At 41.5% G+C, this 25,542-nt stretch carries 22 protein-coding genes and 1 tRNA gene; 13 read left to right on the top strand and 10 right to left on the bottom strand.

The features are described from left to right. A partial coding sequence (locus ACM0OS_RS08235; RefSeq protein WP_414542679.1) for a cobaltochelatase subunit CobN occupies positions 1-1,403 on the top strand: 1,403 nt, incomplete at its 5' end. 18 nt (positions 1,404-1,421) lie between these two features. Further along, positions 1,422-2,735: a peptidoglycan-binding protein gene (locus ACM0OS_RS08230; RefSeq protein WP_414542678.1), complete on the top strand. Its 1,314-nt coding sequence runs from the start codon at positions 1,422-1,424 to the stop codon at positions 2,733-2,735. 103 nt (positions 2,736-2,838) lie between these two features. On the opposite strand, the gene ACM0OS_RS08225 is transcribed toward ACM0OS_RS08230, so the two are convergent. The 4 genes from ACM0OS_RS08225 to lipA form a co-directional block, all read right to left on the bottom strand. After that, entirely contained in the window at positions 2,839-3,294 is a 456-nt protein-coding gene (locus ACM0OS_RS08225) for a Fur family transcriptional regulator (RefSeq protein ID WP_414542677.1), read from the bottom strand. A gap of 280 nt (positions 3,295-3,574) precedes the next feature. Further along, positions 3,575-4,825: an RNA polymerase sigma factor SigC gene (gene sigC / locus ACM0OS_RS08220; RefSeq protein WP_414542676.1), complete on the bottom strand. Its 1,251-nt coding sequence runs from the start codon at positions 4,823-4,825 to the stop codon at positions 3,575-3,577. 451 nt (positions 4,826-5,276) lie between these two features. Then, the gene (locus tag ACM0OS_RS08215; RefSeq protein ID WP_414542675.1) at positions 5,277-6,203 is read right to left on the bottom strand and encodes an NAD(P)H-dependent glycerol-3-phosphate dehydrogenase; all 927 of its coding nucleotides are present in this window, start codon (positions 6,201-6,203) and stop codon (positions 5,277-5,279) included. 52 nt (positions 6,204-6,255) lie between these two features. Continuing rightward, positions 6,256-7,125: a lipoyl synthase gene (gene lipA / locus ACM0OS_RS08210; RefSeq protein ID WP_414542674.1), complete on the bottom strand. Its 870-nt coding sequence runs from the start codon at positions 7,123-7,125 to the stop codon at positions 6,256-6,258. 135 nt (positions 7,126-7,260) lie between these two features. Between lipA and ACM0OS_RS08205 the strand changes: the two genes are divergently transcribed. From ACM0OS_RS08205 to ACM0OS_RS08180, 6 genes are all read left to right on the top strand, one after another. After that, positions 7,261-7,334: transfer RNA gene (locus ACM0OS_RS08205), tRNA-Pro, on the top strand. A gap of 43 nt (positions 7,335-7,377) precedes the next feature. After that, entirely contained in the window at positions 7,378-7,512 is a 135-nt protein-coding gene (locus ACM0OS_RS08200; RefSeq protein WP_414542685.1) for an N-6 DNA methylase, read from the top strand. Positions 7,513-7,756: 244 nt separating this feature from the next. Beyond that, positions 7,757-7,984 (top strand): hypothetical protein, encoded by a 228-nt coding sequence (locus ACM0OS_RS08195; RefSeq protein ID WP_414542673.1) that lies wholly within the window; start codon positions 7,757-7,759, stop codon positions 7,982-7,984. Next, the gene (locus tag ACM0OS_RS08190; protein ID WP_414542672.1) at positions 7,974-8,351 is read left to right on the top strand and encodes a type II toxin-antitoxin system RelE/ParE family toxin; all 378 of its coding nucleotides are present in this window, start codon (positions 7,974-7,976) and stop codon (positions 8,349-8,351) included. The genes ACM0OS_RS08195 and ACM0OS_RS08190 overlap by 11 nt, the downstream gene beginning before the upstream one ends. A 270-nt stretch (positions 8,352-8,621) precedes the next feature. Further along, positions 8,622-8,981, top strand: coding sequence for a VOC family protein (locus tag ACM0OS_RS08185; RefSeq protein WP_414542684.1), 360 nt, complete (start codon positions 8,622-8,624; stop codon positions 8,979-8,981). A gap of 11 nt (positions 8,982-8,992) precedes the next feature. Next, the gene (locus ACM0OS_RS08180; RefSeq protein ID WP_414542671.1) at positions 8,993-10,285 is read left to right on the top strand and encodes a recombinase family protein; all 1,293 of its coding nucleotides are present in this window, start codon (positions 8,993-8,995) and stop codon (positions 10,283-10,285) included. A 64-nt stretch (positions 10,286-10,349) separates the two neighbouring features. On the opposite strand, the gene ACM0OS_RS08175 is transcribed toward ACM0OS_RS08180, so the two are convergent. After that, positions 10,350-11,936 (bottom strand): hypothetical protein, encoded by a 1,587-nt coding sequence (locus tag ACM0OS_RS08175; protein WP_414542670.1) that lies wholly within the window; start codon positions 11,934-11,936, stop codon positions 10,350-10,352. Positions 11,937-12,189: 253 nt separating this feature from the next. Here ACM0OS_RS08175 and ACM0OS_RS08170 point away from each other — a divergent pair, with 253 nt between their 5' ends. Beyond that, positions 12,190-13,809, top strand: coding sequence for an ArnT family glycosyltransferase (locus ACM0OS_RS08170; protein WP_414542669.1), 1,620 nt, complete (start codon positions 12,190-12,192; stop codon positions 13,807-13,809). A gap of 72 nt (positions 13,810-13,881) precedes the next feature. Here the strand turns inward: ACM0OS_RS08170 and ACM0OS_RS08165 are convergent, their stop codons facing one another. Next, positions 13,882-14,253: a hypothetical protein gene (locus ACM0OS_RS08165; protein WP_414542668.1), complete on the bottom strand. Its 372-nt coding sequence runs from the start codon at positions 14,251-14,253 to the stop codon at positions 13,882-13,884. A gap of 605 nt (positions 14,254-14,858) precedes the next feature. Here ACM0OS_RS08165 and ACM0OS_RS08160 point away from each other — a divergent pair. After that, positions 14,859-16,784 (top strand): chloride channel protein, encoded by a 1,926-nt coding sequence (locus tag ACM0OS_RS08160; RefSeq protein ID WP_414542667.1) that lies wholly within the window; start codon positions 14,859-14,861, stop codon positions 16,782-16,784. 38 nt (positions 16,785-16,822) lie between these two features. Here the strand turns inward: ACM0OS_RS08160 and ACM0OS_RS08155 are convergent, their stop codons facing one another. Next, entirely contained in the window at positions 16,823-17,236 is a 414-nt protein-coding gene (locus ACM0OS_RS08155) for an AbrB family transcriptional regulator (protein ID WP_414542666.1), read from the bottom strand. 395 nt (positions 17,237-17,631) lie between these two features. Between ACM0OS_RS08155 and ACM0OS_RS08150 the strand changes: the two genes are divergently transcribed. From ACM0OS_RS08150 to pyrR, 3 genes are all read left to right on the top strand, one after another. Then, positions 17,632-18,075 (top strand): Rrf2 family transcriptional regulator, encoded by a 444-nt coding sequence (locus ACM0OS_RS08150; RefSeq protein ID WP_414542665.1) that lies wholly within the window; start codon positions 17,632-17,634, stop codon positions 18,073-18,075. After that, positions 18,023-19,045 carry an adenosylcobinamide-phosphate synthase CbiB gene (gene cbiB / locus ACM0OS_RS08145; RefSeq protein WP_414542683.1) on the top strand — a complete coding sequence of 341 codons (1,023 nt, stop codon included), beginning with the start codon at positions 18,023-18,025 and terminating at the stop codon, positions 19,043-19,045. Before ACM0OS_RS08150 ends, cbiB begins: the two co-directional genes overlap by 53 nt. 207 nt (positions 19,046-19,252) lie before the next feature. Continuing rightward, a complete protein-coding gene (pyrR, locus tag ACM0OS_RS08140; RefSeq protein ID WP_414542664.1) occupies positions 19,253-19,789 on the top strand; it encodes a bifunctional pyr operon transcriptional regulator/uracil phosphoribosyltransferase PyrR in 537 nt (178 codons plus the stop codon). A gap of 15 nt (positions 19,790-19,804) precedes the next feature. Here the strand turns inward: pyrR and ACM0OS_RS08135 are convergent, their stop codons facing one another. From ACM0OS_RS08135 to ACM0OS_RS08125, 3 genes are all read right to left on the bottom strand, one after another. Then, complete coding sequence (locus tag ACM0OS_RS08135) at positions 19,805-21,697, bottom strand: response regulator (RefSeq protein WP_414542663.1); 1,893 nt, start codon at positions 21,695-21,697, stop codon at positions 19,805-19,807. Beyond that, positions 21,663-22,127 carry a response regulator gene (locus ACM0OS_RS08130; protein ID WP_414542682.1) on the bottom strand — a complete coding sequence of 155 codons (465 nt, stop codon included), beginning with the start codon at positions 22,125-22,127 and terminating at the stop codon, positions 21,663-21,665. Before ACM0OS_RS08130 ends, ACM0OS_RS08135 begins: the two co-directional genes overlap by 35 nt. Before the next feature lie 358 nt (positions 22,128-22,485). Beyond that, the gene (locus ACM0OS_RS08125; RefSeq protein ID WP_414542662.1) at positions 22,486-25,461 is read right to left on the bottom strand and encodes a PAS domain-containing protein; all 2,976 of its coding nucleotides are present in this window, start codon (positions 25,459-25,461) and stop codon (positions 22,486-22,488) included. Positions 25,462-25,542 lie beyond the last annotated feature (81 nt).

Here is a 25,542-nt window from a genome sequence, read left to right as displayed (position 1 = left end):
CCACTCCCCACTCCCCACTCCCCACCACTCTTGACTGGATTAACACCAAACTTCTACCCGCCTTACAACAAACCCACCAAGAAATCACCAACTTACTCCACGGACTTGATGGTAAATACATTCCCAGTGGCCCCTCTGGCGCCCCCACACGTGGCCGCCCGGAGGTTTTACCTACTGGCAAAAACTTTTATTCTGTGGATATTCGCGCTATCCCCACAGAAACCGCATGGGATATAGGCAGAAAAGCGGCGGAAAACTTAATTGAGTGCTATACCCAAGAAAACGGTGAATATCCCCAAACATTGGGTTTATCTGTGTGGGGAACTGCCACAATGCGGACTGGCGGTGATGATATTGCCGAAGCTTTGGCGTTAATGGGTGTACGGCCTGTTTGGGATGGTGCAGCGCGGCGGGTTGTGGATTTTGAGATTTTACCTTTGAGTATTTTGGGAAGACCCCGTGTTGATGTCACTTTGCGGATTTCGGGATTCTTTCGGGATGCCTTTCCTAACTTAATCGATTTATTTGAGCAAGCTGTAGCAGCCGTAGCAGCACTGGATGAATCCCCGGAGTATAATCCCCTGGCAGCACAAGTAAACCAAGATATTAATTTATGGATGCAACAAGGTTTGTCTGTGGAAGCAGCCGTGGTGCGATCGCAATATCGGGTTTTTGGTTCTCAACCGGGTGCTTATGGTGCAGGGCTGCAAGGTTTAATGGAGTCACAAAATTGGACAGATGATCAGGATTTAGCACGTGCTTATATCAATTGGAGTTGCTACGCTTACACCACCGCTGACCCTGACGACAAAGGGGGATTAGTGGGAATTTCTGCGCCAGAAGCTTTTAAACAGCGTTTAACACAAATGCAAATTGTCTTACACAACCAAGACAACCGGGAACATGACTTGCTTGATTCGGATGATTATTATCAATTTCAGGGTGGTTTAACAGCAGCTGTGCGGTCGCTTCAGGGAAAAAACCCCCAAACTTATTTTGGTGATAATTCTATTCCTGCTCAACCACGTGTCCGTCAGCTGAAAGCCGAAATTGCTAGGGTGTATCGCTCTCGTGTAGTTAACCCCAAGTGGATTGAAGGAATGATGCGCCACGGTTACAAAGGTGCATTTGAAATGGCCGCCACCGTAGATTATTTATTTGCCTACGATGCTACAGCTCAATGTGTGGAAGACCACATGTATGAGGGTATCGCCCAGGCCTATGTATTTGATCCCCTTGTCTGTGACTTTATCCAAGATAAAAATCCCTGGGCATTACGTGATATTGCTGAAAAATTATTAGAAGCACACCAGCGCAATTTATGGCAGGATGTAAATATACAGACATTAGAAAATTTGCGAAATCTCGTACATCAAGCTGAAGCGACCATTGAAGAAAAATAATTGGTGTAGGAAAAACATATGGATAATCTTGCGTATTTCCACTTAGCTGACGCCTATGAAGACAGCGCATCCAGTGATTTGGTATCTCTCAGTTCTTTATTAACTAAAGCATCTGCACCAGACTGGAAGCGTCTTTCTAGTAGAGCCTGGAAGCACATGTTGCCCCTAGCTCTAACTTTAGCTATTCTCGGTTCCGTCAGCAGCGTTTTGGCACTAGAACGAGGTGATCAAGGCCCTTCTGTCAGGAGTCTGCAACAAAAGTTGCAACAAGCCGGCTTTTATCAATCTCCCATTACCCAAATTTATGACTTCCCAACGGAAGATGCTGTACGGCGCTTCCAACAAGCCAATGGTTTACCAGTTGATGGCATTGTCGGGCCTAGCACACGCCAAAAATTAGAAAATTGGCAGCCACAACAGACAAATAATCAACCTGCAAGACCGAGTACTGCGAATACACCAGTACCCACCATCAATACTACTAGTCCCCAACCGCCCAGAATCAGTACTGCTAGTACACCTGTTCCACCAGTCACTCTGAGCAATCTACAACCGCCAAAACCCACTCCTGCTAGTACACCATTTGAGACAATTAACACTACCAGTACACCAGCCCCAAGACCACCCAGTACTGCTAGCACACCAACTCAAATCAATAGCATGGTCAGGACTCAAAATAAACGCCGCAATCCCAACCTGTTAGTCAGAGGCGATGAAGGTGAAGAAGTCAGGGCCTTACAACAACAGTTGCAAGTGGCAGGTTTTTATTTTGGTAACGCCACAGGAGTATTTGGCCCCATTACCGAAGAAGCAGTCAGACGGTTCCAAGAAGCTTACAACTTAGGTGTTGATGGTGTTGTGGGCCCAGCAACCGTAGGCAAATTACCTCCTATTGGTGTTGGCGGTGAAGCTCCTACTATTGCTGCTAGACCCACAGCTACCACTAATAGAGATAACCTGACTATAGGCGATCGCGGCGAAGCAGTCAGACTACTGCAAGAACATTTGATCCGCGCCGGATATCTACATGGAACACCAAATGGCTATTTTGGTTCCTACACTGCGGATGCTGTACGTCGATTTCAAGCAGCTAATTACCTAGCAGCCAGTGGTATTGCTGGCCCCACTACCAGAGCTAAGTTATACGAAGTAATTAATACTGCTCCCAAGAGTGATTTCAGTGTCCTGGAAATCCAAAGACGATTACAAGAAAAGGGTTTCTATAAAGGCAATCTCAACGGTGTCATGGCAGATGATACCAGAAGAGCAATTCAGCAAGCCCAAGAATTTTATGGCATCAGTCTCAGTGATATCAGAAGCGGACGCTTTTAGCATCCGCTGAGATCTTGTCAGTATGAGTTCTTAACAGGTCACTTACCTCCGATAACAGCAAATTATAAATGGCATAACTTCGCCTTGTTATCTCACCCAGGTGCTATAACGGCATCAGCGCCCGTTGGCACTTGGGACAGACTGCGTGGATGGTCATTTGACAATCCAACAGATGAAATCCTTCTTTTTGGGCTGTCTTAGCCCCAATTTTTAAAATAGAATCGTTTTTGAACTCAATAGTGGCGTTGCACTTAACACAAATTAAGTGATGGTGATGATGGGGGTAGGGCTGGTTAATTTCATAATGCTTATGCCCTTCTCCCAATTCTAATTCCCGCAAAATCCCCATACGCGCCATCAATTTCAACGTCCGATAGATAGTTGAAAGACTGATGCCTTCGCCGTCACCTTCTAGTCGATGATAAAGATCCTCAGCACTCAGGTGTTCACCTTGCGGAAGTTCTTGAAAAATATGTAAGATTGTTTCGCGTTGGGGAGTTAAACGCCAACCTCTTTCGTTTAGTTCTGCCTTGAGTGAAGTAGATGTGTAAGCCGTCATACTAATTTTTCTCAACAAAGCCTATTAGTTGAGAATATAACAAATTTTCCGAGCAATTTGCAACAATCGTAGCTTATTGCAAACATTTACTAAATATTCCCGAATAGATTAGTTGTCAAATAACCAATCTATTACGAATTACGAATTATTAAGTATCTAGTCATTTGCCAGTAGAGGCGACTCACAACTTGTGTATGTCAATTTAACTTTTCAGGGTTTTTGCTAAAGTTGACATCCATAAGTCATGTTTTGCCCCTACCTTCTGACAATTGACTCATAACTAAGTTAGGGATTCCAAATAATCGCGGATGAGGTTGCGACGCTTGGGTTGACGTAGCTTTTGTAAAGCTTTGGATTCAATTTGACGCACTCGTTCTCTTGACAAGTCAAGAGCGCGGCCAATTTCTGCCAACGAGTAAGGATGACCATCTGCCAAACCAAAGCGCATGAGAATTACATCACGCTCACGGCTAGTTAAATCTGATAACAGACTATGCAAGTCTCTTTGTAAAGATTCTCGCATTAACATTTCTTCTGGGGTCACACTGTCAGTTTCTAGTAATTCCCCTAACTCTGTGTCTTTATCTTTACCTACCTTAGTTTCCAAAGACACTGAACGTGGTACTCTCAGCAACACTTCCCGGACTTGGGTAGGTGTCATTTCTAACTCAATTGCTAGGTCTTCTAGAGTGGGGGTACGACCTTTTTCTTGAGCAATTTTACGTTGAGCTTTTTTAATCTTATTCAGCTTTTCTGTAATATGAACAGGTAGGCGAATTGTCCGGCTAGAAGTAGCGATCGCTCTGGTAATTCCTTGACGAATCCACCAATAAGCATATGTACTAAAGCGATATCCCTTAGTCGGATCAAATTTTTCTACTGCTCGTTCTAAGCCGAGAGTTCCTTCTTGAACTAAATCTAATAATTCCAAACCACGATTTTGATACTTTTTAGCAACAGACACTACCAAGCGCAGGTTTGCTTTGATCATGTGTTCTTTGGCCTGGAGTCCTTGGGACTGAACTTTTTCCAGTTCTTCTACTGTTAATTTGGCAATTTCTGCCCAACGACGCTTACCATCGGCTAAAGTTGGTTTGAGATCCGGCAGATTTATACCAGCGGTGGTAGCCCACCGTTCCAAAGACGGGCGGTGTCCCAGTTCAGATGTTAGACGCTCTTGAACTTCAATTAATCGGAGGTATGGTACAACTACTTCATCACCTTGCTTGGCAGCATTGGCAAGCACAGTCCGCATCCGCAAGTAGCGTTGGACTTTTTGTGCTTCGGAAACTTCTTCGTCGCGCCCTAACAGCCGAACTCGCCCAATTTCCTGAAGATATAGACGTACCAGGTCTGTACTCCGACGGTTAGTATTCGCAGCAAAGTTGGCAGGGTCAACAGCAGCTATTTCCAACTCTTGGATATCATCTGCCGACAACTCACCATCATCAACAATGAGTTCTGCGTCCAAAGTCTGGCGGGACTTTTGGGTATTAGATGCGGCATCTGCGTAAAAAGATGTTGCTGGCATAGGGATCGTCTCAATGGCTCCAGGTAACAATAGATTACGGTCAGCTAATTAACTGTTGCTATTGTTCCCGTGATTCAAGATGAACTAACACGGTTGAGGTTTCCAGTAAAGTTTTTTTCTCAAAAAACATACTGGTTTGTTTTCAAACACTAATACTGAAATGTATCAGTCGCGTGTTTGAATTGAACCAATAGCTATTCAAATTTACAGCTAGGCTTTAAATTACAAACTACCTAGTTAGCATTTCCACCTTGATAGATATTTAATGTGATGTCGGTAATTTGTATAAACATATTTCAGTAAAAATCATGTTTATCGTTTGCTTAGTCATATCTACATGGGGATGAAAGTAATATCCTGACGATTTACTATTTTTTTTCTAGGGATTATTGAGGAATAATTAGAAGTGATCGAGTGTCTTAGATAAATTGTCATCACGCAGAAAGCACTATTAATAGTCGTATTCTGGCTTGATATCTCTTAACATCAGTTCCTCTAGTGCTTGTCGGGGTGTAACATCACCTTGGAGTAAGCGATAAACTTGCTCGGTAATGGGGATAGTAATATTTTGCTGCTTGGCTCGTTGCATTAACACGTGGCAAGTATTGACACCTTCAGCTGTTCCTTGTAGATTTGCCAAAATTTCTGTGAGTGTCTGACCACTAGCCATTTGGTAACCAACTTGGTAATTGCGACTTAGAGGACTATTACAAGTTGCTAATAAATCTCCTAGACCAGATAAACCATAAAATGTTTCCGGCTTCGCACCCCAAGCATTGCCAATGCGAATGATTTCTGCAAGTCCACGGGTGACTAAAGCGGCTTTGGCGTTGGTTCCCAGATGTAAGCCATCACAGACACCTGCGGCGATCGCCATAATATTTTTTAATGTTCCCCCTAGTTCTACACCCACAGGATCAGAATTGGTATAGACGCGGAATCGTGGGGAAGAAAAGACCAGTTGTACTAGTTCAGCAGCAGCAGTGTCGTGACTAGCTACTACGGTTGCAGCGGGTAACGACTTTTGAATTTCTTTAGATAAATTGGGCCCAGATAATACAACTACTGGATGATGGGGGAATGCTGTTTGCCAAATTTGCGAGGGTGTACAGGTAGTTTTGGGATCTAAGCCTTTTGTTGCTGTGACAAAAATTGTCTCTGGAGAAAGGGGGAAAGCCTGTACTTGGGAAGCTACATCACTCACCCCTTTCATGGAGATAGCAGACAAGACTATTTGGGTATCTTTTAGTACTGCTTCTAGAGTTGTTGATCCGCTCCGTGACCACAGACGCACCCGGTGACTATTTTCAGTCGCCAAATCTGCTAGAGCTATACCCCAAGCACCTGCACCCAGAATCGCTATGGTAGTTTCTTGCACTGCTATCTATATATCTATAACCACTCAAAATCACTCACAACTGAACACTCACCTAACGGGGGTGGCGTTGCATTAATTCCCTCACTTGTTCAGCATGATATGAACTGCGAGTTAATGGTGAGGAAACAACTTGTAAAAAACCGATTTCTTCACCGAATGCTTGCCAAGCTGCAAATTGTTCTGGGGTGATAAAGTCATTAACTTGCAAGTGTTTTTGACTGGGTTGGAGATATTGCCCAATGGTCAAAATGTCACAATCTACAGATCGTAAGTCTTGCATAACTTGGCGGATTTCGGCATCAGTTTCACTCAGCCCAACCATGATACCGGATTTAGTGTATACCCCAGGAGCCATTTGACGCGCTCGCTTGAGTAATTCTAGAGTGCGATCGTAGTTTCCTTGGGGACGCACCCGGCGATATAAGCGAGGAACTGTTTCTGTGTTGTGGTTCAGTACCTCTGGCGCAGCTTGTAAAATGATTTCTAAAGCATTCCAGTTACCGCACAAATCAGGAATTAGTACTTCAATTGTGGTTTGAGGTGAGACACTACGCACTGCTGTAATACACCGCACAAACTGAGAAGCACCACCATCAGGCAAGTCATCTCGGTTGACAGAAGTGATGACCACATGATTAAGTTTCATGCGGCGCACAGCCTCTGCCAATCGTGCTGGTTCTGTAGGGTCTAGAGGTTGGGGTTTTTTCTCAAAATCAATATCACAGTAAGGACAGGCACGGGTACAAGCAGGGCCCATAATTAAAAACGTAGCAGTCCCCGCTTGAAAGCACTCGCCAATATTCGGACAGGACGCTTCCTCGCAAACTGTATTGAGAGCTAAATCCCGCAAAATTTCTTTAACGTTACCAACGCGCTCCCACTGAGGCGCTTTTACTCGCAACCAGTCTGGCTTTACAGTCACAATCCGCTTTTACCATTTGAAGTTATACAAATCTAATCCTAGCAAGCAAAGCTGTTGGTGCAATGATTATTTGATATATTTATTTTTATCTTTTACTAAGATATAGTGATATACTAGCGGTAATGTTTATTTTTACGGGATGTAGCGCAGCTTGGTAGCGCACTTCGTTCGGGACGAAGGGGCCGCTGGTTCGAATCCAGTCATCCCGATTTTTTTGTTGTCGATTGCCACATTATTTGTCGTCGTTAACAGATTCTTCAAAAACATCCGTTTACGGGTAAAGAACAGAAAAGTTTGGCGTATGTGATTGCCATTATGAATATGATTTTGCATGGCATAGATGCGCCGAATATTATCCACATCAACACGCTGACGGAAAATCTCTAGTAATACAGCATATTTTCTGTTGATGAGTACACAATGCCAGGCAAGATGCCTACCCTACAAGATTTACAATATGTAAGTCTGTACTTCATTTACTTGCAAAGCGCTGTATTCAGGACAAGAATCCTTTCGATGTCATCTTGGCTAATCCGCCTAAACTGCAAGAGGCGATCGCATCTGCCCGCCGCCGACTCCCATATTCTAGAGATGAGCCATAATAAACACCAATCAACCAAGAATTTGATTTATGCTGATTGATAAAATTATCCAAGAACTTCGAGACATTCCCGAAGATAAATTAGCAGAAATTTATGACATAATTCATTACTTTCGCCTGGGCTTAAAGGAAGAGTTGTCTGCTGAGGAAACACCCACAGAAATTGTAATTGAAGGTATTCAACAAGGCATCAAACAAGCATTAAATGGGCAAACTATACCTCTTTCAGAAATGTGGGAAGGTATTGATGCAGAGTGAACCATCACCGATTCAAATTGTTCTTACTCTTCGTTTTAAAAAGGATCTACGAGAACTGGCTAAACGCTATCGTTCTATTCGTAGTGATCTCCAACCCTTAATCGAGCAACTCCAAGCAGGTGAAATCCCTGGAGACAGAATTGCTGGAAGTAAATATCAGGTTTTCAAAGTTCGTCTCAAAAATAGCAATATTCAAAAAGGCAAAAGTGGAGGTTATAGAGTCATTTATTATCTCAAAACTGCTCAAGTAATCATACTCGCTACTATTTATTCTAAATCCGATATTTCTGATGTTAGTAATGGAATCATTGAAGAAGCGATCGCACAATATGAAAAAGAAATTCAAATAGAAGATACCCCAGACTAACACTACAAATTAAGTTAAATTTCCTGAATTACCATCAACTGTCAACTTTCCCATGAATGATGACAATTAGCTTTTCGCTTTATATTTAGCCTTTTGGACTATGGTCTGTTCTGTCTTTTGGCGTTCCTTCTGAGAATAATCCCCAACGAAGTACGCCTTTCAAATTTCTCCTAACCGGAATGGTTGTTGAAACTTTCGTTATATCGTAAATAGAGTATCTTTGTGCCATCTTTCAACCCACTCCTAGTGTCAGATAACATCTCACAGACAATGCATATTACTCAGACTCTCCATACAGCGATTCTCGTAACTGACTTGGAAAAATCAGAATATTTTTATGGCAAAGTGTTGGGGTTGCCCAAAATAGACCGTTCTCTAAAATACCCCGGTGCATGGTATCAAGTCGGGAACTATCAAATTCACCTGATAGTTGCAAATACTGTTCCTACCGAAAACCCTCACGAAAAATGGGGACGTAACCCCCACGTTGCTTTTGCTGTGGTTGATTTGGAAATTGCTAAACAAGAGCTGCTTCAGCAAAATTATCCCGTACAAACTAGTGCTTCTGGTCGTGCTGCTCTTTTCACTCAAGATCCAGATGGGAATATTATTGAATTAAGTCAGGGGTAATGGGGTGAAGAATGAAAATTATTGCCTATACTTACACTGATCCCTTATTAGAATCTTCCCTTGATCCTGATGACTGGGGATGGGAGGTGGATCGCTTTTATCATGATTTGGGTAAGCGATCGCAACTAAAACAATTATTCACAGATTGTCAAACTGAACCAGCAAATTATCTCCTGATCCGCCGCTTGGAAGAATTGGGGAATACTCTAGAGGAAGTGAGCGATCGCTTGCATGAATTGGAAGTCATGGGGATGAAAGTAATTGCTACTGAACAACCCTATACTTCCGAAAATGCTCATATCCAGGCTGATTTACTGAATTTGCTACGGGAAATCCAGCATCATCAGCTTAGTCGGCGTATTCGTCAAGGCCATGCTCGTAGTCGTCTGGAAACTGCACCACCTCCAGGTAAAGCTCCCTATGGCTATCGACGTAGTAAAGAAAAATATATTGTTGATCGGAGTACTTCTCCAGTAGTTAAAGATTTTTTTGAGTACTTTTTACTTTATGGTTCCTTGCGGGGAGCAGTTCGTTACCTAGCAAAAAAATATGGTAAGAAGATTTCTGTGACTACAGGGCGGCGCTGGTTGACTAATCCGGTTTATCGCGGTGACACGGCTTATCAAAATGACGAAATTATTTCTGATACTCATACGCCTATAATTTCTCGAGAAGAAGCCGCCCAAATTGATCGAATTTTACGCCGTAATAGTCGTTTACCGTCTCGCACTGCTAGTGCGCCGCGTTCTTTAGCAGGGTTAGTTGTCTGTGGAGAGTGTCAATCGCATACAACAGTGACCCGTGTCACCCAACGCCACCAAGATAAAGAGTATTTATATTTACGTCCCATCAGCTGCACTAAAGGCCCCAAATGTCGAGCAATTCCCTATGAAGAGGTATTAGCACACACCATTGAAATTGTTTGTCGTGACTTACCCTTAGCAGTAGCAGGAATGAATTTTCCGCAGTTGGATGCAATTAAAACTAGTTTAGGGGAAGCGATCGCACGTCAACAAGCAATACTTCAGCAGTTACCCAATTTAGTTGAAACTGAAGTTTTGGATGCAGAAACAGCAAAGTTGAGAGCTTACAAACTGCGGACAGAAATTTCAGCACTCCAGTCTAGGCTAGCTACTCTTCCTCCAGTTAACTTAAGTTCTGTGGCTCAAGCTGTTTCAATTCCGCAATTTTGGTTAGATTTGTCAGAAGCAGAACGCAGGTTTTACTTTCGAGAATTTATTCGACAAATTAAAATTATTCGCCAAGATCAAAGCTGGGATTTACAGGTAATTTTTATCTTTTAAAATTGTTGTTGATTCATTGTACTGCATGACAACACACGCTTAATTTACTAGCCGCTAGGCTCTATTATTTCTCATCTTTACTAGAAGATGCCGGTGGTTTACCTGTATTCCGCACATTGACAACTTTACCTAATAAATCAAACCAAAAAGGCGCACCCATTGCAATAGCAATACCACTGACAAACCAGCCGCAGATCATAGTTAAAACTTTCCAAATGGAGAATGGATACTTGGGATTAAGATTCCAGTTAATTTGCTGTTGTAAATTAATCGTAGTCCAACCAATGGGTAAGGAAATTTCGTTTAAAATTTGTTCAGTTTGCTTTTTAAGAACATCTAAATTTCCTGGTTGATTACCACTATTATTTTGGACTAATTGTCCTGCATTATTGACAATTGCTATACGTATAGAAGAATCTTTGGATAATCGGCTAGCAATATGAAATGCATCAGCATTGGCAATTATGGCAATAACCATACCAATTAAAATTGCCACTCCTTTGGCGTTACGTTTATATACGCCAGCGGCTCTATCCATTGATTTATCAAATGTATGCTCTATTTCTTGTTGTAAGATATAAACGCCTTCTTGCGTATTTCTAGCTTTAATTTGGGCCCGCTTGGCTAATGCAGCCATGTTGCTAACTACGGTTGGTGGTAGTTTTTTGCTTAATTCTTCAATTCTGGCACTCAAAGAGACAAAGGTTTTATAAGCTTCACTTTCTGGGTTTTGAAATTCATTGATAAAACCTCGATGAACATCACTACCTATATTAATTAATTCGACTATTTCATTAATATTAGGTCTTAAACCTTTAAGCAAAATAGTTTGTTCAATGTTGTCAAAAATATCTTGTCTAAAAAATATAATTTTTTGCAAGGCTTTGCTAGCATAGATATCTTCTGGCATATCTGATTGAAACACTTCTATATATCTATCTAAGCTTTGTCCCATGCGATTCATGCTAGTAGTTAAATCAGCCTTGCCTTTTTGAAAATCATCAATAATTATGCCAAAGCTTTTTTCCACCATTTCTGTAAAGTCTTCATAGATATAAACAGAAAATCTACTAATATGATTGTCAACAGTATTTACTTGTTGATTAAATTTTAACAAAATATTTTGGATGGCTTGTAACTGTTCATCTTTAAAATTTATCAATCTTGATTCGGTTAGTGTCTGCACAAGTTTTGGTATTCCTAATGTTTCCATTAGTGTGGTAGCAAAAGTTTCCGCAGGAATATAAGAGGGAGCGCTATGTTTTTTGATATCATCTTTGACATCCTGATCATGTGTATAGCCAAAAATACTTTTTCTTCTTTTTTCTCCAGATAACGAAAATTTCATGGGAAGAGATGACAAGAACCAGACAAACTTACGCGGTAAATTTGTTAAAAATCCTTTAGCTTCTTGATTAACGCTTTTAATTAAAGGATGTTCGTATAAGTCGTTGACAAAGTTGATGACACTATCATCTTCGGATTTAACTGCATCACCTGCGATGAGGATTTCAATTGATTTTTTTAAATGAACAGCACGCCATTGTAAAACCGTAGTAATTAGTTCCTGTATTTCCGAGGCTAACAAGCTTAAAATTAAGTAAATAAAAATTAACCCAATTGCTACATCTAAGATAAAAGGTAAACTCATTGTCAAAGTCCTCAATCAGTAATCTGCACGCCCTGGATGGTATTAGTTGTATCATTTATATCCAAAAATGATTGTTAATTAAATTGACAAAATTCAGAACAATTTCTCAAAAAATTATCGCTGACCAGAGAAAATTAAGCTAACCTGGAAACTTAGCAATCGTCAGAACACATGTTGTTCTGGGTGGCAGCACTAGAGATTCACTTTGGTCTCTATGTAATCAAACCAGCAAGTAAAATGATTATCATAGGATATGCAAGAAGGAAGCTTTATTTGGGGTCATCTAGAAACACAGCATCGCGCGGTTAACAAATGGATTGATTGGGTATGGGTGATAGTTCTGCTGTTGGCAGCAGTATTATTGTTTAGTATCAATCTGGGCGGATTACCGTTGCAAGATGGCGATGAGGGAACTGTGGCCCAAGTAGCCAGGGAAATTTTCAATTCCCCACCAGATTCCCTGGGATGGCTGTACCCGACGTTAGGTGGAGAACCATATCATCAAAAACCGCCTCTCATGCATTTGTTAATTGCTGGGGCTTATTTTTTAGGAGGCGTTAATGAATGGACGACACGCCTACCAGGATCAATTTTGACGGCAGTATCAGTACCATTACTATATTGTCTTGGTCGAGAGCTATTTCGTCAACGTTGGATAGCTATTTATAGCGCCTTAATTTACCTGACAATGTTGCCTGTGGTGCGTTATGGCAGATTGGCTATTTTAGATGGGGTAGTGGTAAGCTTTTTTATGGTGATGATGTTGTGCGTGTTGCGATCGCGCCGCGATTTACGTTATTGCCTAGGTATTGGTATCGGTTTTGGGTTGATTTGTCTAACTCAGGGACTGTTAGGCATATTACTAGGTGTAGTTGCCATCATCTTTTTGTTTTGGGATACACCAAGATTGCTCACCAATTACTATTTTTGGATAGCCATCTTCATTGGCATTGTGCCTGCGGTTGGTTGGTATGGCGCTCAACTGCTAAAATATGGGTACAATTTTTTCCCAGCAGGTATTTTCAATCCACCATTAAACCAAGTTGCCACAGTCTTAGAGAAAAATAGCGCCCCACCCTGGTTTTATGTCTGGGAAATTTGCAAATGGACATGGCCTTGGTTACTTTTTTTGCCCCAGACAATGTGTTTAATATGGGAAAATCGCAGTCTCAGTTGGGCAAAAATGCTACTGGTATGGAGTGGTGTTTATTTACTGTTAATCTCCGGCATAGATGCGAAACTTCCTTGGTATATATTCCCGATATATCCTAGTTTGGCCTTAGCTTTTGGTGTCCAGTTAGCAGAAACAGAACATTTGCCTATCATCACCACCTATCCCCGTGCGTGGGTGGCTGGCTTGTCAATACTAGCCGTAGTAGCTTCTGCCGGTAGTATTTATTTTAGTGGTGGTACAGGGCCAAAAACTGATTTACAGCTAATTTTTGCAGCTGTAGCATTGACGATGACCTTAGCAGCTATCTTGGCGGAAAAAGGTGACGGGCAATTTTTGAAGATTTTGTTTTGGGGAAGTTATGTATCGCTGCTGCTATTGATGAAATCTAACTACTGGGTGTGGGAATTATGGCAAGCCTATCCAGTTAAACCAGTTGCTGCCATGATTGAGCAGGCAGATCCAGTAGAAGCAAAGATTTATACATCTTTTCCTTACCATCGCTCCTCATTAGATTTTTATAGCGATCGCACGATTATTCCCGCTTCGGTCGGTGAGTTGCAATATTATTGGCATTACATCCCCCAACCCTATTTCCTGCTCAAAGCTTCAGATATCGAAGAACTCCAACTCGAATCCATGACATTGATTGACCAAGCAGAAGATTGGATACTGATAACAAAAGAAACTAGTCGGTTGTGAGGGGATGAGGGAAATGGGGTATATGGGGAAGTATTTTCGTTTTTGTCCCCATTACCCCAAGTTCCCCAGTCCCTAGACTCTATCTTGAATTTCCTCCGTACTAGGGGATTCCTGATTGTATTGAGTGTTTTGCTGAGTCATCGTCAACAAACTTAAAAAAATGGCAATCCCCACAGCTATGCTGAGGACAGGACGCTTGAGGAGGATAAAATCTCGTATAATTCTAGCTAAAGGACTACTTTGACGACGTAATGTCGAGCAAATCATTATTTGTTTGAGAGTAAAAGGATCGCGAACATAATGGCCACTGGGACAGACTACTAATTTTTGCTGGCAATACGGGCAGTTAAACAAGCCAATGTATGACTTGACTGGTTTTGTCCTAGTATTTCTTTGGCAAATTGGGCAAGTAACATAATGATTATCAAAGGTGTGTATATTCATCTACCTCGTCCGCCTAGTCCATTTATTCGCTCTATAACAATAGCTATATTCAATTTTTGAGAAATGCTTAGTAGACCTGATAGGGTGGGATGACATTAGTCATTCATCACTCTTATAGTTATGTTTCTACCAAGGATGGCTCAATGCTGGTAACACGAGTATAACTAGATTTGGGTGAAGATGGCTGCTTTTTACTGATTGGCTATAGTACATTAACTACGTTCACAGATAATATATTTTATCTACAGATAATAAGTTGGCACTCACTTTCACCTCATCAGCGTGTTGCTGACCATTGACTATTAATTCTCTCTCATTTAAACACTCCCTTGATAGAAATTTTGAGTAACAGAATGTTTTTTAAACAAAATTTTGTAAATTGACATCTAGCATCATTGTTCACGGAACCTGAACACCCGGTTAATGAATGAAAATTCAAGGTCTTCAGGGTGAAGTCATTGCCAGACACCAGGTTTTTGACGAGCGAGCAAGTTAAGCGTAAATCGACCAATTTAAACTTACTTGTCTGGTTGATAAATAATGACTCACAATGATAAATAACAGTTAAAAATTTAAATTTCTGCTTACATTTACCCCACCATTCAATGACTCTCTTGCCTCCCAGCGAACTGAGGAAGGTAACGGAACAATCTATATTTCCTACACCTTCTACTCGTTTAACACATCTGATTAACGGTTTTCAACTATCCCCAGAAACTGTTGTATTATTTTTAGCCATACTAATTGGTGGTGGCACTGGTATGGGTGTAGTCACGTTTCACTATCTAATTGAGTTGATTCATCACCTGATGCTGGAAAATTTTATGGGTGCAATTGGTGTCTGGGGTGCCTGGACTTTAGCCTGTGTGCCTGCATTGGGGGGGTTAATTGTGGGATTGATGCGCTGGTATGCTCAAGACTTTGGCCCTGGACTATCGTCTTTAATTGCCGCCTCCCAGGGAGTAGAAATCAAGCAACAATTACGGCCTGTGACGAAAATGTTAGCGGCATCTGTTTCTTTAGGGAGTGGTGCTGCTTTAGGGCCTGAGGGGCCCAGTGTAGAAATTGGTGCCAATTTTGGGATGCTATTGTCTGTGATTCTCAAAGTATCTCAAGAGCGGCAGCGGTTACTTTTAGGTGCGGGTGCGGCTGCGGGATTAGCAGCCGGATTTAATGCGCCCATTGCTGGTGTATTTTTTGCGTTGGAAGTGGTGATGGGGACAACATCTTTTGCCACTTCAGCGGTGAGTGTGGTGTTGTTAGCCGCAGTCGTGGCAGCATTAATTGCTCAAGTTGGGTTGGGGGCCCAACCTGCTTTTGCTTTACCTGTTTATCAAGTCCGTAGTCTTCTAGAATTACCGCTTTATCTTGGCTTGGGTTTGGGGGCAAGTTTAGTTTCTCTAGCTTATACAGAAGCAATTCGTTTGGCAAAAGCTGGCTTTGCCGGTTCAATTCCTGGGTTAAAGTTTTTAGGAAGAATCCCTCAACCCATTCATCCCTTGATGGGCGGCATTATTCTCGGTATAGTAGCTTGGCGATTTCCGCAAATACTCGGCATTGGTTATGAAACAGTAGAAGCAATGCTGCAAGATGTGGAGTTTTCTCTGCATTTATTAGTTGTATTGTTGGTGGTGAAGTTGCTAATGACTGCCATCAGTGCTGGTAGTGGTTTTGTGGGTGGTATATTTGCACCAGCTATGTTTCTGGGTGCTTCACTAGGATCTGCTTATGCCAAAATTATTACTCTGTTGTTTCCCGCAGTCGGTGAAGTGATGGCGGCACCCCCAGCCTATGCAATGGTGGGAATGGCAGCAGTTTTAGCTGCGAGTGTGAGAGCGCCTTTAACGGCTATTTTGATGCTATTTGAATTAACCCGTGACTACCGCATTGTTTTACCTTTAATGGCAGCAGTTGGTTTAAGTGTGTGGTTAATAGAACGGATTAAGCCAAATTTCAATTCTAATTTGAATCTGCAACAAATTGGTCTTTCTGAGTTAAAAGACGAACAGGCGGAAATTGTCCAGCAAATTTTAGTAGAAGATGCTATGCTAAATTTCCCCAAGAAGTTGCCTGCAACCTTAGGAGTTATAGAGGCAGCTATGGAAATGACACGCGATCGCTGTCGTAGTGCTTTAGTAATTAATCAAGCAGGACAATTAGTTGGTATCCTGTCTCTTGAAGATATTAACCGGGTGCTTTCTCCTTGGCAAAATTCTCCCTATTCCTCAATTGAAATTACGAGTAATTTATCTAGTAAAACTCTTTTAGATATTTGTACGACTGAAATTTTATTTGCTTGGCATGATGAACTTTTGTCTGAAGCTTTAGATCGCATGGCTCTACGAGGGTTACATCAGTTACCTGTAGTAGCACGAGACAACCAAGAGCAGATTTTGGGATTACTAGAACGCGAGCAAATTGCATTAACATGCAGCTTGGCAGTAACGCGGATGGCACTTCAGAACTATTTGTCTGAGAAAAGTACAACGAACACAGTTAATGATCAAGAGTCAAGAGTCAAGACTCCATAAGATTCTTGAATTTGGACTCTTGACTCTTGAAAACTTATTTAAGCAGTGGCTTCTATAGCGTCCAGTTCTTCTTTCTCGTCTGCATCTAACTGCCGTAGACGAATGTGCTTTTTCCCTAAAGTGATGATAAACTCATCACCGGGTTTGAGATTCATCTGTTTTGTATAAGCTGAACCTATCAATAAATTCCCGTTTGATTGCACACTAATTCTATAGCTAGCACTGCGTCCACCACGTCCATTGGCACTGGGGGTGCTGTCTAACTGAATGCCTTCAGCATCAATTAGGGCATTCAAGAATTTCATCATATTGACACGCTCTATGCCATTTTTGGTAATGGTATAGTAGCCGCACTCCTTGGCTTTTTCTTCTTTGCTAAGGTTCTCTAGCTCTTTGACTTTTTTGAGCAGTTCTTCCCCGAGTAGGGGTTCTATTTTTTTCTGTTTAGGCATCAACTTAGGTTGAAAATGAATGGTTGAAGTAGTTGAATCGATTTTATTTTAGCTGACATTGAGCTAGTAGGAACAGAGTCCTTTAGTTTTTATCTCAGCCTTGCCAAGTATATTACACTGATATGCAGAATTGTTGCACAATTATCAATCTTACCAAGACAATCTATTTTATAAAATGCTGATAACTATATATATTTTGTGAATCACTGCTAGACTATATTTGTTTAAGTTTCCTAAAGTTACGCTCAAAACTCGTTTACTTGGTCACTTTGATAATTGCAGTAGAGGATGAATAAGCAAAACTGACCCTTTAGTCATTATCATTAGTGATTATTCAATGGTCAGTGGTCAATAAAAAACAAATGACAACTGCTAAATAAATAAAGCTTGTCCGCATGAAACTAACTACCAAAGGACATTACAGTGTGAAGGCATTACTAGATTTGAGCTTACAGCCAAGTTATGGGCCTGCATCTGTGAGAGCGATCGCACTGCGCCAAGATATTCCTGCTCCTTACTTAGAAAAATTGCTCATAGAAATGCGTCGTGCTGGGTTAGTAAAATCAATTCGTGGCAGCATTGGCGGATACCAACTAGCACGAAAACCTGTACAAATTTCCATCGGACAAATTTTAGAGGCCGTTGGTGAAACCATTACTCGGTTACCTGATCACACGCCAACGCCAGCACAAACTGAAGATTGGGTAACATTTACTCTGTGGCAGAGACTTAACCAAAAGCTCAAAGAGGCTTTGTACAGTATTACTTTGGCAGACCTTTATTATGATGCTCGTAGTTGGCAAGCATCCCTGGGAGAAGAAGCTAGTTTTGTTGTTTAGTCATTGGTCATCACTTGTAGTTTTTCTTGTGGCGTCACTTTTAGATTATTTAATTGGTGATCCTTGGGGTTGGCCTCATCCAGTGCAAGCGATGGGTGGGGTAATTTCTCACCTGACTAAATTTTTTCTGCAAATCTGTCACCACCCAGTAACGCAACGGATAGCTGGAATTGTCTTAGGCATCATCTTAATCTTTGGTAGTGGCTATATAGGTTGGTTAATAATTCAAGCGGCTAAATGGCTACATCCGCTATTGGCAATTGTCTTAGAAAGCATTCTGTTAGCCAGTTGTTTTGCTTTTAGAAGTCTGCGAACAGCTGCTGAAGCAGTTTTACAACCAATAGCCGCCGGAAATTTAGCAGAAGCTCGGCATATTTTAAGTAATTATGTGGGTCGAGATACACAAAACCTCTCAGAAGCAGAAATTTTGCGCGCCGTGTTAGAAACCGTCACAGAAAATGCTACTGATGGGGTCATGGCTCCACTTTTTTACGCAATTGTGGGTGCTTGTTTGCCAGGCATAGGTGCAATTCCTTTAGCTTTAGCATACAAAGCTAGTAGTACTCTTGATTCAATGGTGGGTTATCGAGAAGCACCTTATACTTATTTAGGGTGGTTCAGTGCCAAATTAGAAGATTGCTTAACCTGGCTACCTTGCCGCTTAACAGTGATAACTTTGGCATTATTATCGGGTAGACCGTTGCATATTTGGCAAATTTGCCGCCGAGATGCAGTTACCGACCCTAGTCCTAACTCTGGCTGGAGTGAGTGTGCTTATGCTGCTATTTTAGGTGTGCAAATGGGTGGTACAAATTGGTATCGCGGGGTAGCTAAACAAAAACCACTATTAGGAGATGCAATTTATGCCATTACCCCGAATTGTATTCAAACTGCCTTGCTATTAACTCGATATTGTTTTTTATTGTGGTTAGGGATAGCGATCGCTATACTCTTAATTCTTAACAGATAATAAAATAAGGCATTAAGTAATCGAAAAGGTAGGGGGACAGGGGGAGAAGGAGACAGGAACAAAAATACTTCCTAATTAATATCCCCATTAATATCCCCTCATTCACCAAAAGATAAGGTTTAAAGCCAAGTGGAATTGTGGGTGGTTTTTCTCCCCTGCCCCCTGCCCCCCTGCTTCTTCCCTGCTCCCCATCTCCCATCTAAAACTATGTCTGCCAAAGTAGTTGAAATTCTCTCATCAGAAGACCTGCGTCGTACCTTAACCCGTCTGGCTTCTCAGATTGTGGAAAGGACACGTGATTTATCCCAACTGGTACTTGTCGGCATTTATACTAGAGGAGCCTTATTAGCTGAATTGTTGGCACGTCAGATTGAAACACTCGAAGGTGTAAAGGTAGCAGTGGGAGCATTAGATATTACATTCTATCGGGATGATCTTGACAAGATTGGGTTACGAACTCCAGCGAAAAGCACCATTCCTTTTGACCTGACAGGGAAAACAGTGGTATTGGTTGATGATGTAATTTTTAAAGGTCGGACAATTCGGGCGGCGTTGAATGCTGTCACCGAGTATGGTAGACCAGAAGTAATTCGTTTAGCTGTTTTAGTAGACAGGGGCCATCGAGAATTACCCATTCACCCAGATTTTATTGGTAAGCAGCTGCCAACCGCTAAAGAAGAGGTGGTGAAAGTTTACTTACAAGATTGGGACAATAGAGATGCCGTCGAGTTGATGAGTGATTAACTTTTGAATCCTCAGTTAATCCCCATTTTTAACAACACTAATAGTTTGCAATAACTGATTAGCTGTATAGGGTTTAGCTAAAAATGCTTTGATACCGATCTCATAAGCTGCATTTACCTTTTCAGTTGTAGCTAGTCCACTGATGGCGATAATTTTGACTTTCGGGTTAATTTTTTGCAATGTCCTGATGGTTGTCATACCATCCATCGCAGGCATAGCCATATCTGTTAAAACCAGAGATATTTCATCTCGATGGTCCGCATATAAAGCTATAGCTTCAATGCCGTCACTGGCTGTGATTGCTTGGTAATTATGGCTTTCTAAAGAAGTTTTGGTAATATCCCGAATGGCAACTTCATCATCTACAACCAAAATTAATTCTCTGTTACCTTGGGGTAAACTCTGTTTTACTTCTTCTATGGTTTCTGTTGTCTCTTGTGCTGGTAAATAAACCTTAAATTGAGTGCCTCTTCCAGGTTCGCTGCACACATTCACAAAACCACCGTGGCTCTTAATAATGCCTAATACAGTGGGAAGACCAAGCCCAGTGCCTTTGCCAACTTCTTTAGTGGTAAAAAAAGGTTCAAATATCCGATCTATTATTTCTGATGGAATGCCAATTCCTGTATCACTAACGGTAATCACTACATAGGAACCTACTTGAGCATCAATATGCATTTTGGCGTAATTTTCGTCAATTACCAGATTTTCCGCTAGTATTTTTAATCTTCCACTATTAGGCATAGCATCACGAGCATTGACACACAGATTCATCAGTACTTGGTGTAATTGTGTGGCATCGCCAGCTACATTCCACAGGTTTGAGGGAATTTGGGTAGTAACTTCTATAAATTTGGGAAATGTTTCTTTAATAATTTGCTGAATTTCTATAATTAGGTGTTTTAGCTGTAAAAGGGTGCGCTCTCCCTCAAGACCACGAGTAAATGATAAGACTTGGTTAACTAAATCGGCACCACGTTTAGCATTTGAGAGTAAAATAGGCAACAACCGTCGAGAACGCTCATCATGTATATGTGACTCCAGCAGTTGTGCTGTCATCATAATAGGAGCCAGAACATTGTTGAGGTCATGGGCAATACCACTGGCTAGAGTGCCAATGCTTTCTAATCTTTGGGCCCTAAGAAACTGGGCTTCCAGTTGTTTTTTTTGGGTGATATCAGTATTCACAACCAGAATAGATTGGGGTCTATTACCGAAGTCTTTAACTAATGTCCAACGACTTTGGACAATAATATCTTGGCCTAATTTGGTTCTTTGATGTAACTCTCCCTCCCAAGAACCATTTTTGCTGAGATGCTTGAGTGCTGTTTGTAACAGCGATTCATTTTTTTCCTGCCAAAGCTCTTGTGTTTTTTTACCAATGGCTTCTTCTTTTTGCCAACCGTATAAACTTTCGGCTGCTTTGTTCCAAAATAAAATGGGATCATCTAAATCGTGAACAAAAATAGCATCGGTAGCAATATCGAGTAAAGCAGCTTGTTGGCGGATTTTTTGTTCTGTTTGTTTGCGTTCCATAGCGTAACGGATAGAACGCTCTAACAGGGGTGCAGTTAACTGGCTTTTTTCTAGATAATCTGCTGCACCGGCTTTCATAGCCTCCAGGTCGATTTCCCAGTCTCCTTGACCAGTGAGTAAAATGATTGGGGATGAACAGCCATTAGCTATGGCTTCACGCAGTAATTCTAATCCGCTGTGTACGCCTAAGCGATAGTCTACAAGATAAACATCATGACTGTGCTGGGCGATCGCCTCCTTTGCCGCTGCATAACTATCTACCCATGACAACTCGCAACCAGCCACTTGAAATTCTCTAAACCAATCACGAGTTAAAACATAATCATCTTCGTCATCATCAACTAAGAGAACTCTGATTGGAGTTTCTGTCATGTCTGCCTCCCACGGCTTCTAGTGGCAGTTGCACTATTTCAAACCAATATTTTCCTATATTTTTCATGACTTCCACTAAAGAGGCAAATGTCACTGGTTTGACAATAAAAGAATTTGCACCTAAATCATAGGTATGATATATATCTTCTTTTGACTCCGAGGTTGTCAGTACAACAACGGGAATATGCCGCAGAGATGGGTCTTGTTTAATATCTTTTAGCACTTCTAGTCCGTTTTTTTTAGGCATATTTAAATCTAGCAAAATTAACCCTGGACGTGGAGCCTGATTTTTGTGGGCGTACTTGCCGCGATTATACAAATAATCCAGTAATTCTTCACCATTGCTGACAAAGTATAAATCCATTGGTAATTCACTTTCTGCCAATGCCTCACGCACTAACATACTGTCATCTTCATCATCATCAGCTATTAATATTGTGATGGTTATTTTCCCATCCTTCACCTGCGTTCTCTCCTAAAAACTCGTGAATCACCATAACAGCGTCTAGAGGGCATATTCCTTAATCACCAAGAACCCTCAGGATGCCAATCCCCCGAGAGAGGATAATTTATTTTCTGGTGTTATCTAAATACATCCATATAAGTTGGCATCACAGGTACTTAAGTGTATTAATTTTACATTAACTGAATATACTCTGATGTACTTGTTTTTTGCTAATTACTGTAATCTTACTTAAATATTAAAATGCCATAGATTTCTGAGATATTGTTTATATTAGAAGATCTCATTTTACAGGATTTTAATAATCCCTCTCCAGGAATAAAAACTAGTGTTGGCAATTAACAGGTAATGTAACAATAAATCTTGATCCCTCTCCGGGTACACTTTGGGCTGTAATTTTCCCATGATGACGTTCAGCAATTTTCCGGCAAATGGCTAAACCCATACCTGTTCCTTGATATTCCTGACGTCCATGTAACCGTTGAAAAACATTGAAAATACGATCAACATACTTTTGAGCAAAACCAATACCATTATCTTCGACAATAATTTGGCAAGTTTCTGCACAAAGGCAAACTTTTTCAGATTGGTCAGAGAAAATTTGGCTATAAACTTTGACAACAGGTGGTGTTTGCAGGCGGTGAAATTTTAAAGCATTGCCAATGAGATTTTGCAGCAATTGGCGCATTTGTAAGGGATCAGCTTTAATTGTGGGTAAATCACCAACCTCAATACTTCCACCAGTTTGCTGGATACTCACTTCTAAATCTGACAATACCTCTTGTGCTATTTGTGCCAAATTTACCCAGACAAAAGGTTGTGCCTGAGTGGTAATTCGTGAAAGTATCAATAAATCTTTAATTAAAGTTTGCATCCTCAAGGCTGCATTTTGCATTCGTGCTAAATAATCGCGTCCTGGTTCACTTAAGTCATTTTCTAGAGTATTTTTGAGGCGATCGCCAAATGTAATAATTTTACGTAATGGCTCTTGTAAATCGTGGGAGGCAATAAAAGCAAACTGTTGTAATTCTTCATTAGAACGGGCGAGTTCTTGGCGTTGACGAGTTTCTTTGTCCAGGATTAAACTTTGATCCAAGGCAATACCTATTTGATCTGCCAGTTGTCGCAACAGTTCAATTTCCCATTTCGTCCACTGACGGGGATGTGTACACTGATGAGCAATAAGTAACCCCCAAAGCTGATGTTCGCGGAAAACAGGGACAATCAAATTGGCTTTGACATTAAATTGTTGTAACCATTTGACATAGCTAGGTTGAAGTTGAGCTTGCTCTATGTCAGTGATGGCACTAATTCGCCCCTGACGGTATTGTTCGATGTAACTTTCTGCTAAAGAAGCGTCAGTAATCTGCTGACCCAGAACCTCAGGTAATCCAGGTACTACCGATTCTTGCAGCACAAGATAAGAACCATCGGCGCGTAACCGCAAGATTAATACCCGGTCTGCATGAAGGAGTTTTTGTACCTCTGTCACACTGGTTTGCAAAATTGTATTGATCTGTAAAGATTGGCGAATTTTGAGGGTAATATCAGCAAACAATTGCGATCGCAAGTTTTGGCGTTGTAGTTCTGCTTGTACTTTTTTGAGTTCGCACAGTGCAGATCGGCGTTCGTTAATATCCATCATGCCGCCAATCATCCGGATGACTTGACCATTTTCATTCCTCACTGCCTGACCGCGATCTAAAATCCACTTGTAAGAGCCATTTTTACAACGGACTAAATGCTCACTCGTATAAAATGGGGTTTCCTGAGTACTATGTTGAGCAATAGCGTGTCTAACTGCATAAAGATGATCTGGATGTATCCTGGTCATCCATTCATCTAAATTATGGGCAATTTCGTGGTCTTCATAACCAAGTATTTCCTTCCAGCGCCGGGAAAAAAATACTTCATTGGTTTTCAGATTCCAATCCCAAATGCCATCATTGTTACCTTGTATAGCTAATTGCCAACGTTCTTCACTGGCTTTGAGGGCATCTTCGACTCGTTGACGCTCAATGGCTATAGCTAAGACATCAGCAACAGCTTGGAGAAAATAAATATCATCTTTGGTAAAGGTACGCTCTTGAGTTGTATGCGCCCCCAAGACACCAAAAGGGCATTCTCTGCCATGTATGACTACACTGATACCACCTACTACTTGATGCTCATGTAACAGGTCTGGGCCGCTAAATCGTATTTCTTGGTGTAGATTATTAACAGTGACTGGTTCTTGGGCAACTAAAGTATAGCCAGCTTGGGAATCGAGGTCGGTACTGACACTTGCTTGTCCCACTAGCCCAGGCTGCCAACCGATTCCTGCTCGCAGTAGTAAGGCGTCACTATCTGGTAAAAGTTCCAAAACTTTACAATATTCAACCTTGAGACATTGAGCAACAAGTGTCACACATAAGTTCAATAGTGTGGCCACATCTATGCCCGCTAGGGCCTTTTGGCTGAGTTCCGCAACCACAACTTGTTGACTAGCGCGAATTTCTAGTGCTGACTCTGCTTGCTTGCGTTTAGTAATATCTATTTCTACACCAGATATCCGTATAGCTACCCCAGAGGGGTCATGAAAGACCTTGCCTTTGCTAGCTAACCAGTGGATACTGCCATCAGGCCAAACGACGCGAAATTCGATTTCATAGTCTACCCCGTTTGCGATCGCCTGCTGCTCTATGCACTTGACGAAATTCTGATCTTGAGGGTGAACGCAATCAAGAAAAGTCTCATAACTGCCATCAAAAGTGTCTTTTTCCCATCCATAAAGAGCGTGCAGGGTATCTGACCAAGTAATTTGGTTATTCAAAAGGTTCCAGTGCCAAATACCCATGCGAACTGCCTCCAAAGCCATCCTTAGTTGGGCCTCTCGCCATTGTGCGGCCTCAGTTTGCTGGCGTAATTCTCGGATGGCACCATTAGCTTTCAGAAGACGGTGTAAACGCTGAGACAAGACTGGCCATTGAATGGGCTTGGTAACAAAATCTGTGGCACCTACAGCAAAAGCTTGTTCTACAGATGCTGGATCACCAAGAGCCGTAACCATTAATACAATTGTATCCTCAGCATCAGGAAGAGTTTGCAATTGAGCGCAGCAGGTAAACCCATCCATTTCTGGCATGATGGCATCGAGCAATATGATATCTGGGCGGAGGCGAGTATAGCTAGCAAGAGCCTCTAAACCATTACTTGCTTCTGCTATCTGATATCCAGCTTGTTTGAGCAAATGGCACAGATGTGTGCGTGTAAAAGAATCATCATCTACAACCAAAATCAGGACAGAATCTTTCTTGGTCATTAGTGCAAAATAGTTTTGACTATTGATTAAGAATTGTATCTAAAACTAATAATAATTCTTGTGCTGTGTAGAGTCGGAATA

This window comes from Nostoc sp. CCY0012 (assembly GCF_963920855.1).
Taxonomy (GTDB): Bacteria; Cyanobacteriota; Cyanobacteriia; order Cyanobacteriales; family Nostocaceae; genus Cyanocohniella.
This window is presented reverse-complemented; position numbering and strand designations above follow the sequence as displayed.

Excerpts from the sequence above, each read along its gene's own strand:
- ACM0OS_RS08230 (WP_414542678.1), top strand. The coding sequence starts at position 1,422 with ATGGATAATCTTGCGTATTTCCACTTAGCTGACGCCTATGAAGACAGC.
- ACM0OS_RS08225 (WP_414542677.1), bottom strand. The coding sequence starts at position 3,294 with ATGACGGCTTACACATCTACTTCACTCAAGGCAGAACTAAACGAAAGA.
- sigC (WP_414542676.1), bottom strand. The coding sequence starts at position 4,825 with ATGCCAGCAACATCTTTTTACGCAGATGCCGCATCTAATACCCAAAAG.
- ACM0OS_RS08195 (WP_414542673.1), top strand. The coding sequence starts at position 7,757 with ATGCTGATTGATAAAATTATCCAAGAACTTCGAGACATTCCCGAAGAT.
- ACM0OS_RS08190 (WP_414542672.1), top strand. The coding sequence starts at position 7,974 with ATGCAGAGTGAACCATCACCGATTCAAATTGTTCTTACTCTTCGTTTT.
- ACM0OS_RS08185 (WP_414542684.1), top strand. The coding sequence starts at position 8,622 with ATGCATATTACTCAGACTCTCCATACAGCGATTCTCGTAACTGACTTG.
- ACM0OS_RS08180 (WP_414542671.1), top strand. The coding sequence starts at position 8,993 with ATGAAAATTATTGCCTATACTTACACTGATCCCTTATTAGAATCTTCC.
- ACM0OS_RS08175 (WP_414542670.1), bottom strand. The coding sequence starts at position 11,936 with ATGAGTTTACCTTTTATCTTAGATGTAGCAATTGGGTTAATTTTTATT.
- ACM0OS_RS08170 (WP_414542669.1), top strand. The coding sequence starts at position 12,190 with ATGCAAGAAGGAAGCTTTATTTGGGGTCATCTAGAAACACAGCATCGC.
- ACM0OS_RS08165 (WP_414542668.1), bottom strand. The coding sequence starts at position 14,253 with ATGAATATACACACCTTTGATAATCATTATGTTACTTGCCCAATTTGC.
- ACM0OS_RS08160 (WP_414542667.1), top strand. The coding sequence starts at position 14,859 with ATGACTCTCTTGCCTCCCAGCGAACTGAGGAAGGTAACGGAACAATCT.
- ACM0OS_RS08155 (WP_414542666.1), bottom strand. The coding sequence starts at position 17,236 with ATGCCTAAACAGAAAAAAATAGAACCCCTACTCGGGGAAGAACTGCTC.
- ACM0OS_RS08150 (WP_414542665.1), top strand. The coding sequence starts at position 17,632 with ATGAAACTAACTACCAAAGGACATTACAGTGTGAAGGCATTACTAGAT.
- cbiB (WP_414542683.1), top strand. The coding sequence starts at position 18,023 with ATGCTCGTAGTTGGCAAGCATCCCTGGGAGAAGAAGCTAGTTTTGTTG.
- pyrR (WP_414542664.1), top strand. The coding sequence starts at position 19,253 with ATGTCTGCCAAAGTAGTTGAAATTCTCTCATCAGAAGACCTGCGTCGT.
- ACM0OS_RS08135 (WP_414542663.1), bottom strand. The coding sequence starts at position 21,697 with ATGACAGAAACTCCAATCAGAGTTCTCTTAGTTGATGATGACGAAGAT.
- ACM0OS_RS08125 (WP_414542662.1), bottom strand. The coding sequence starts at position 25,461 with ATGACCAAGAAAGATTCTGTCCTGATTTTGGTTGTAGATGATGATTCT.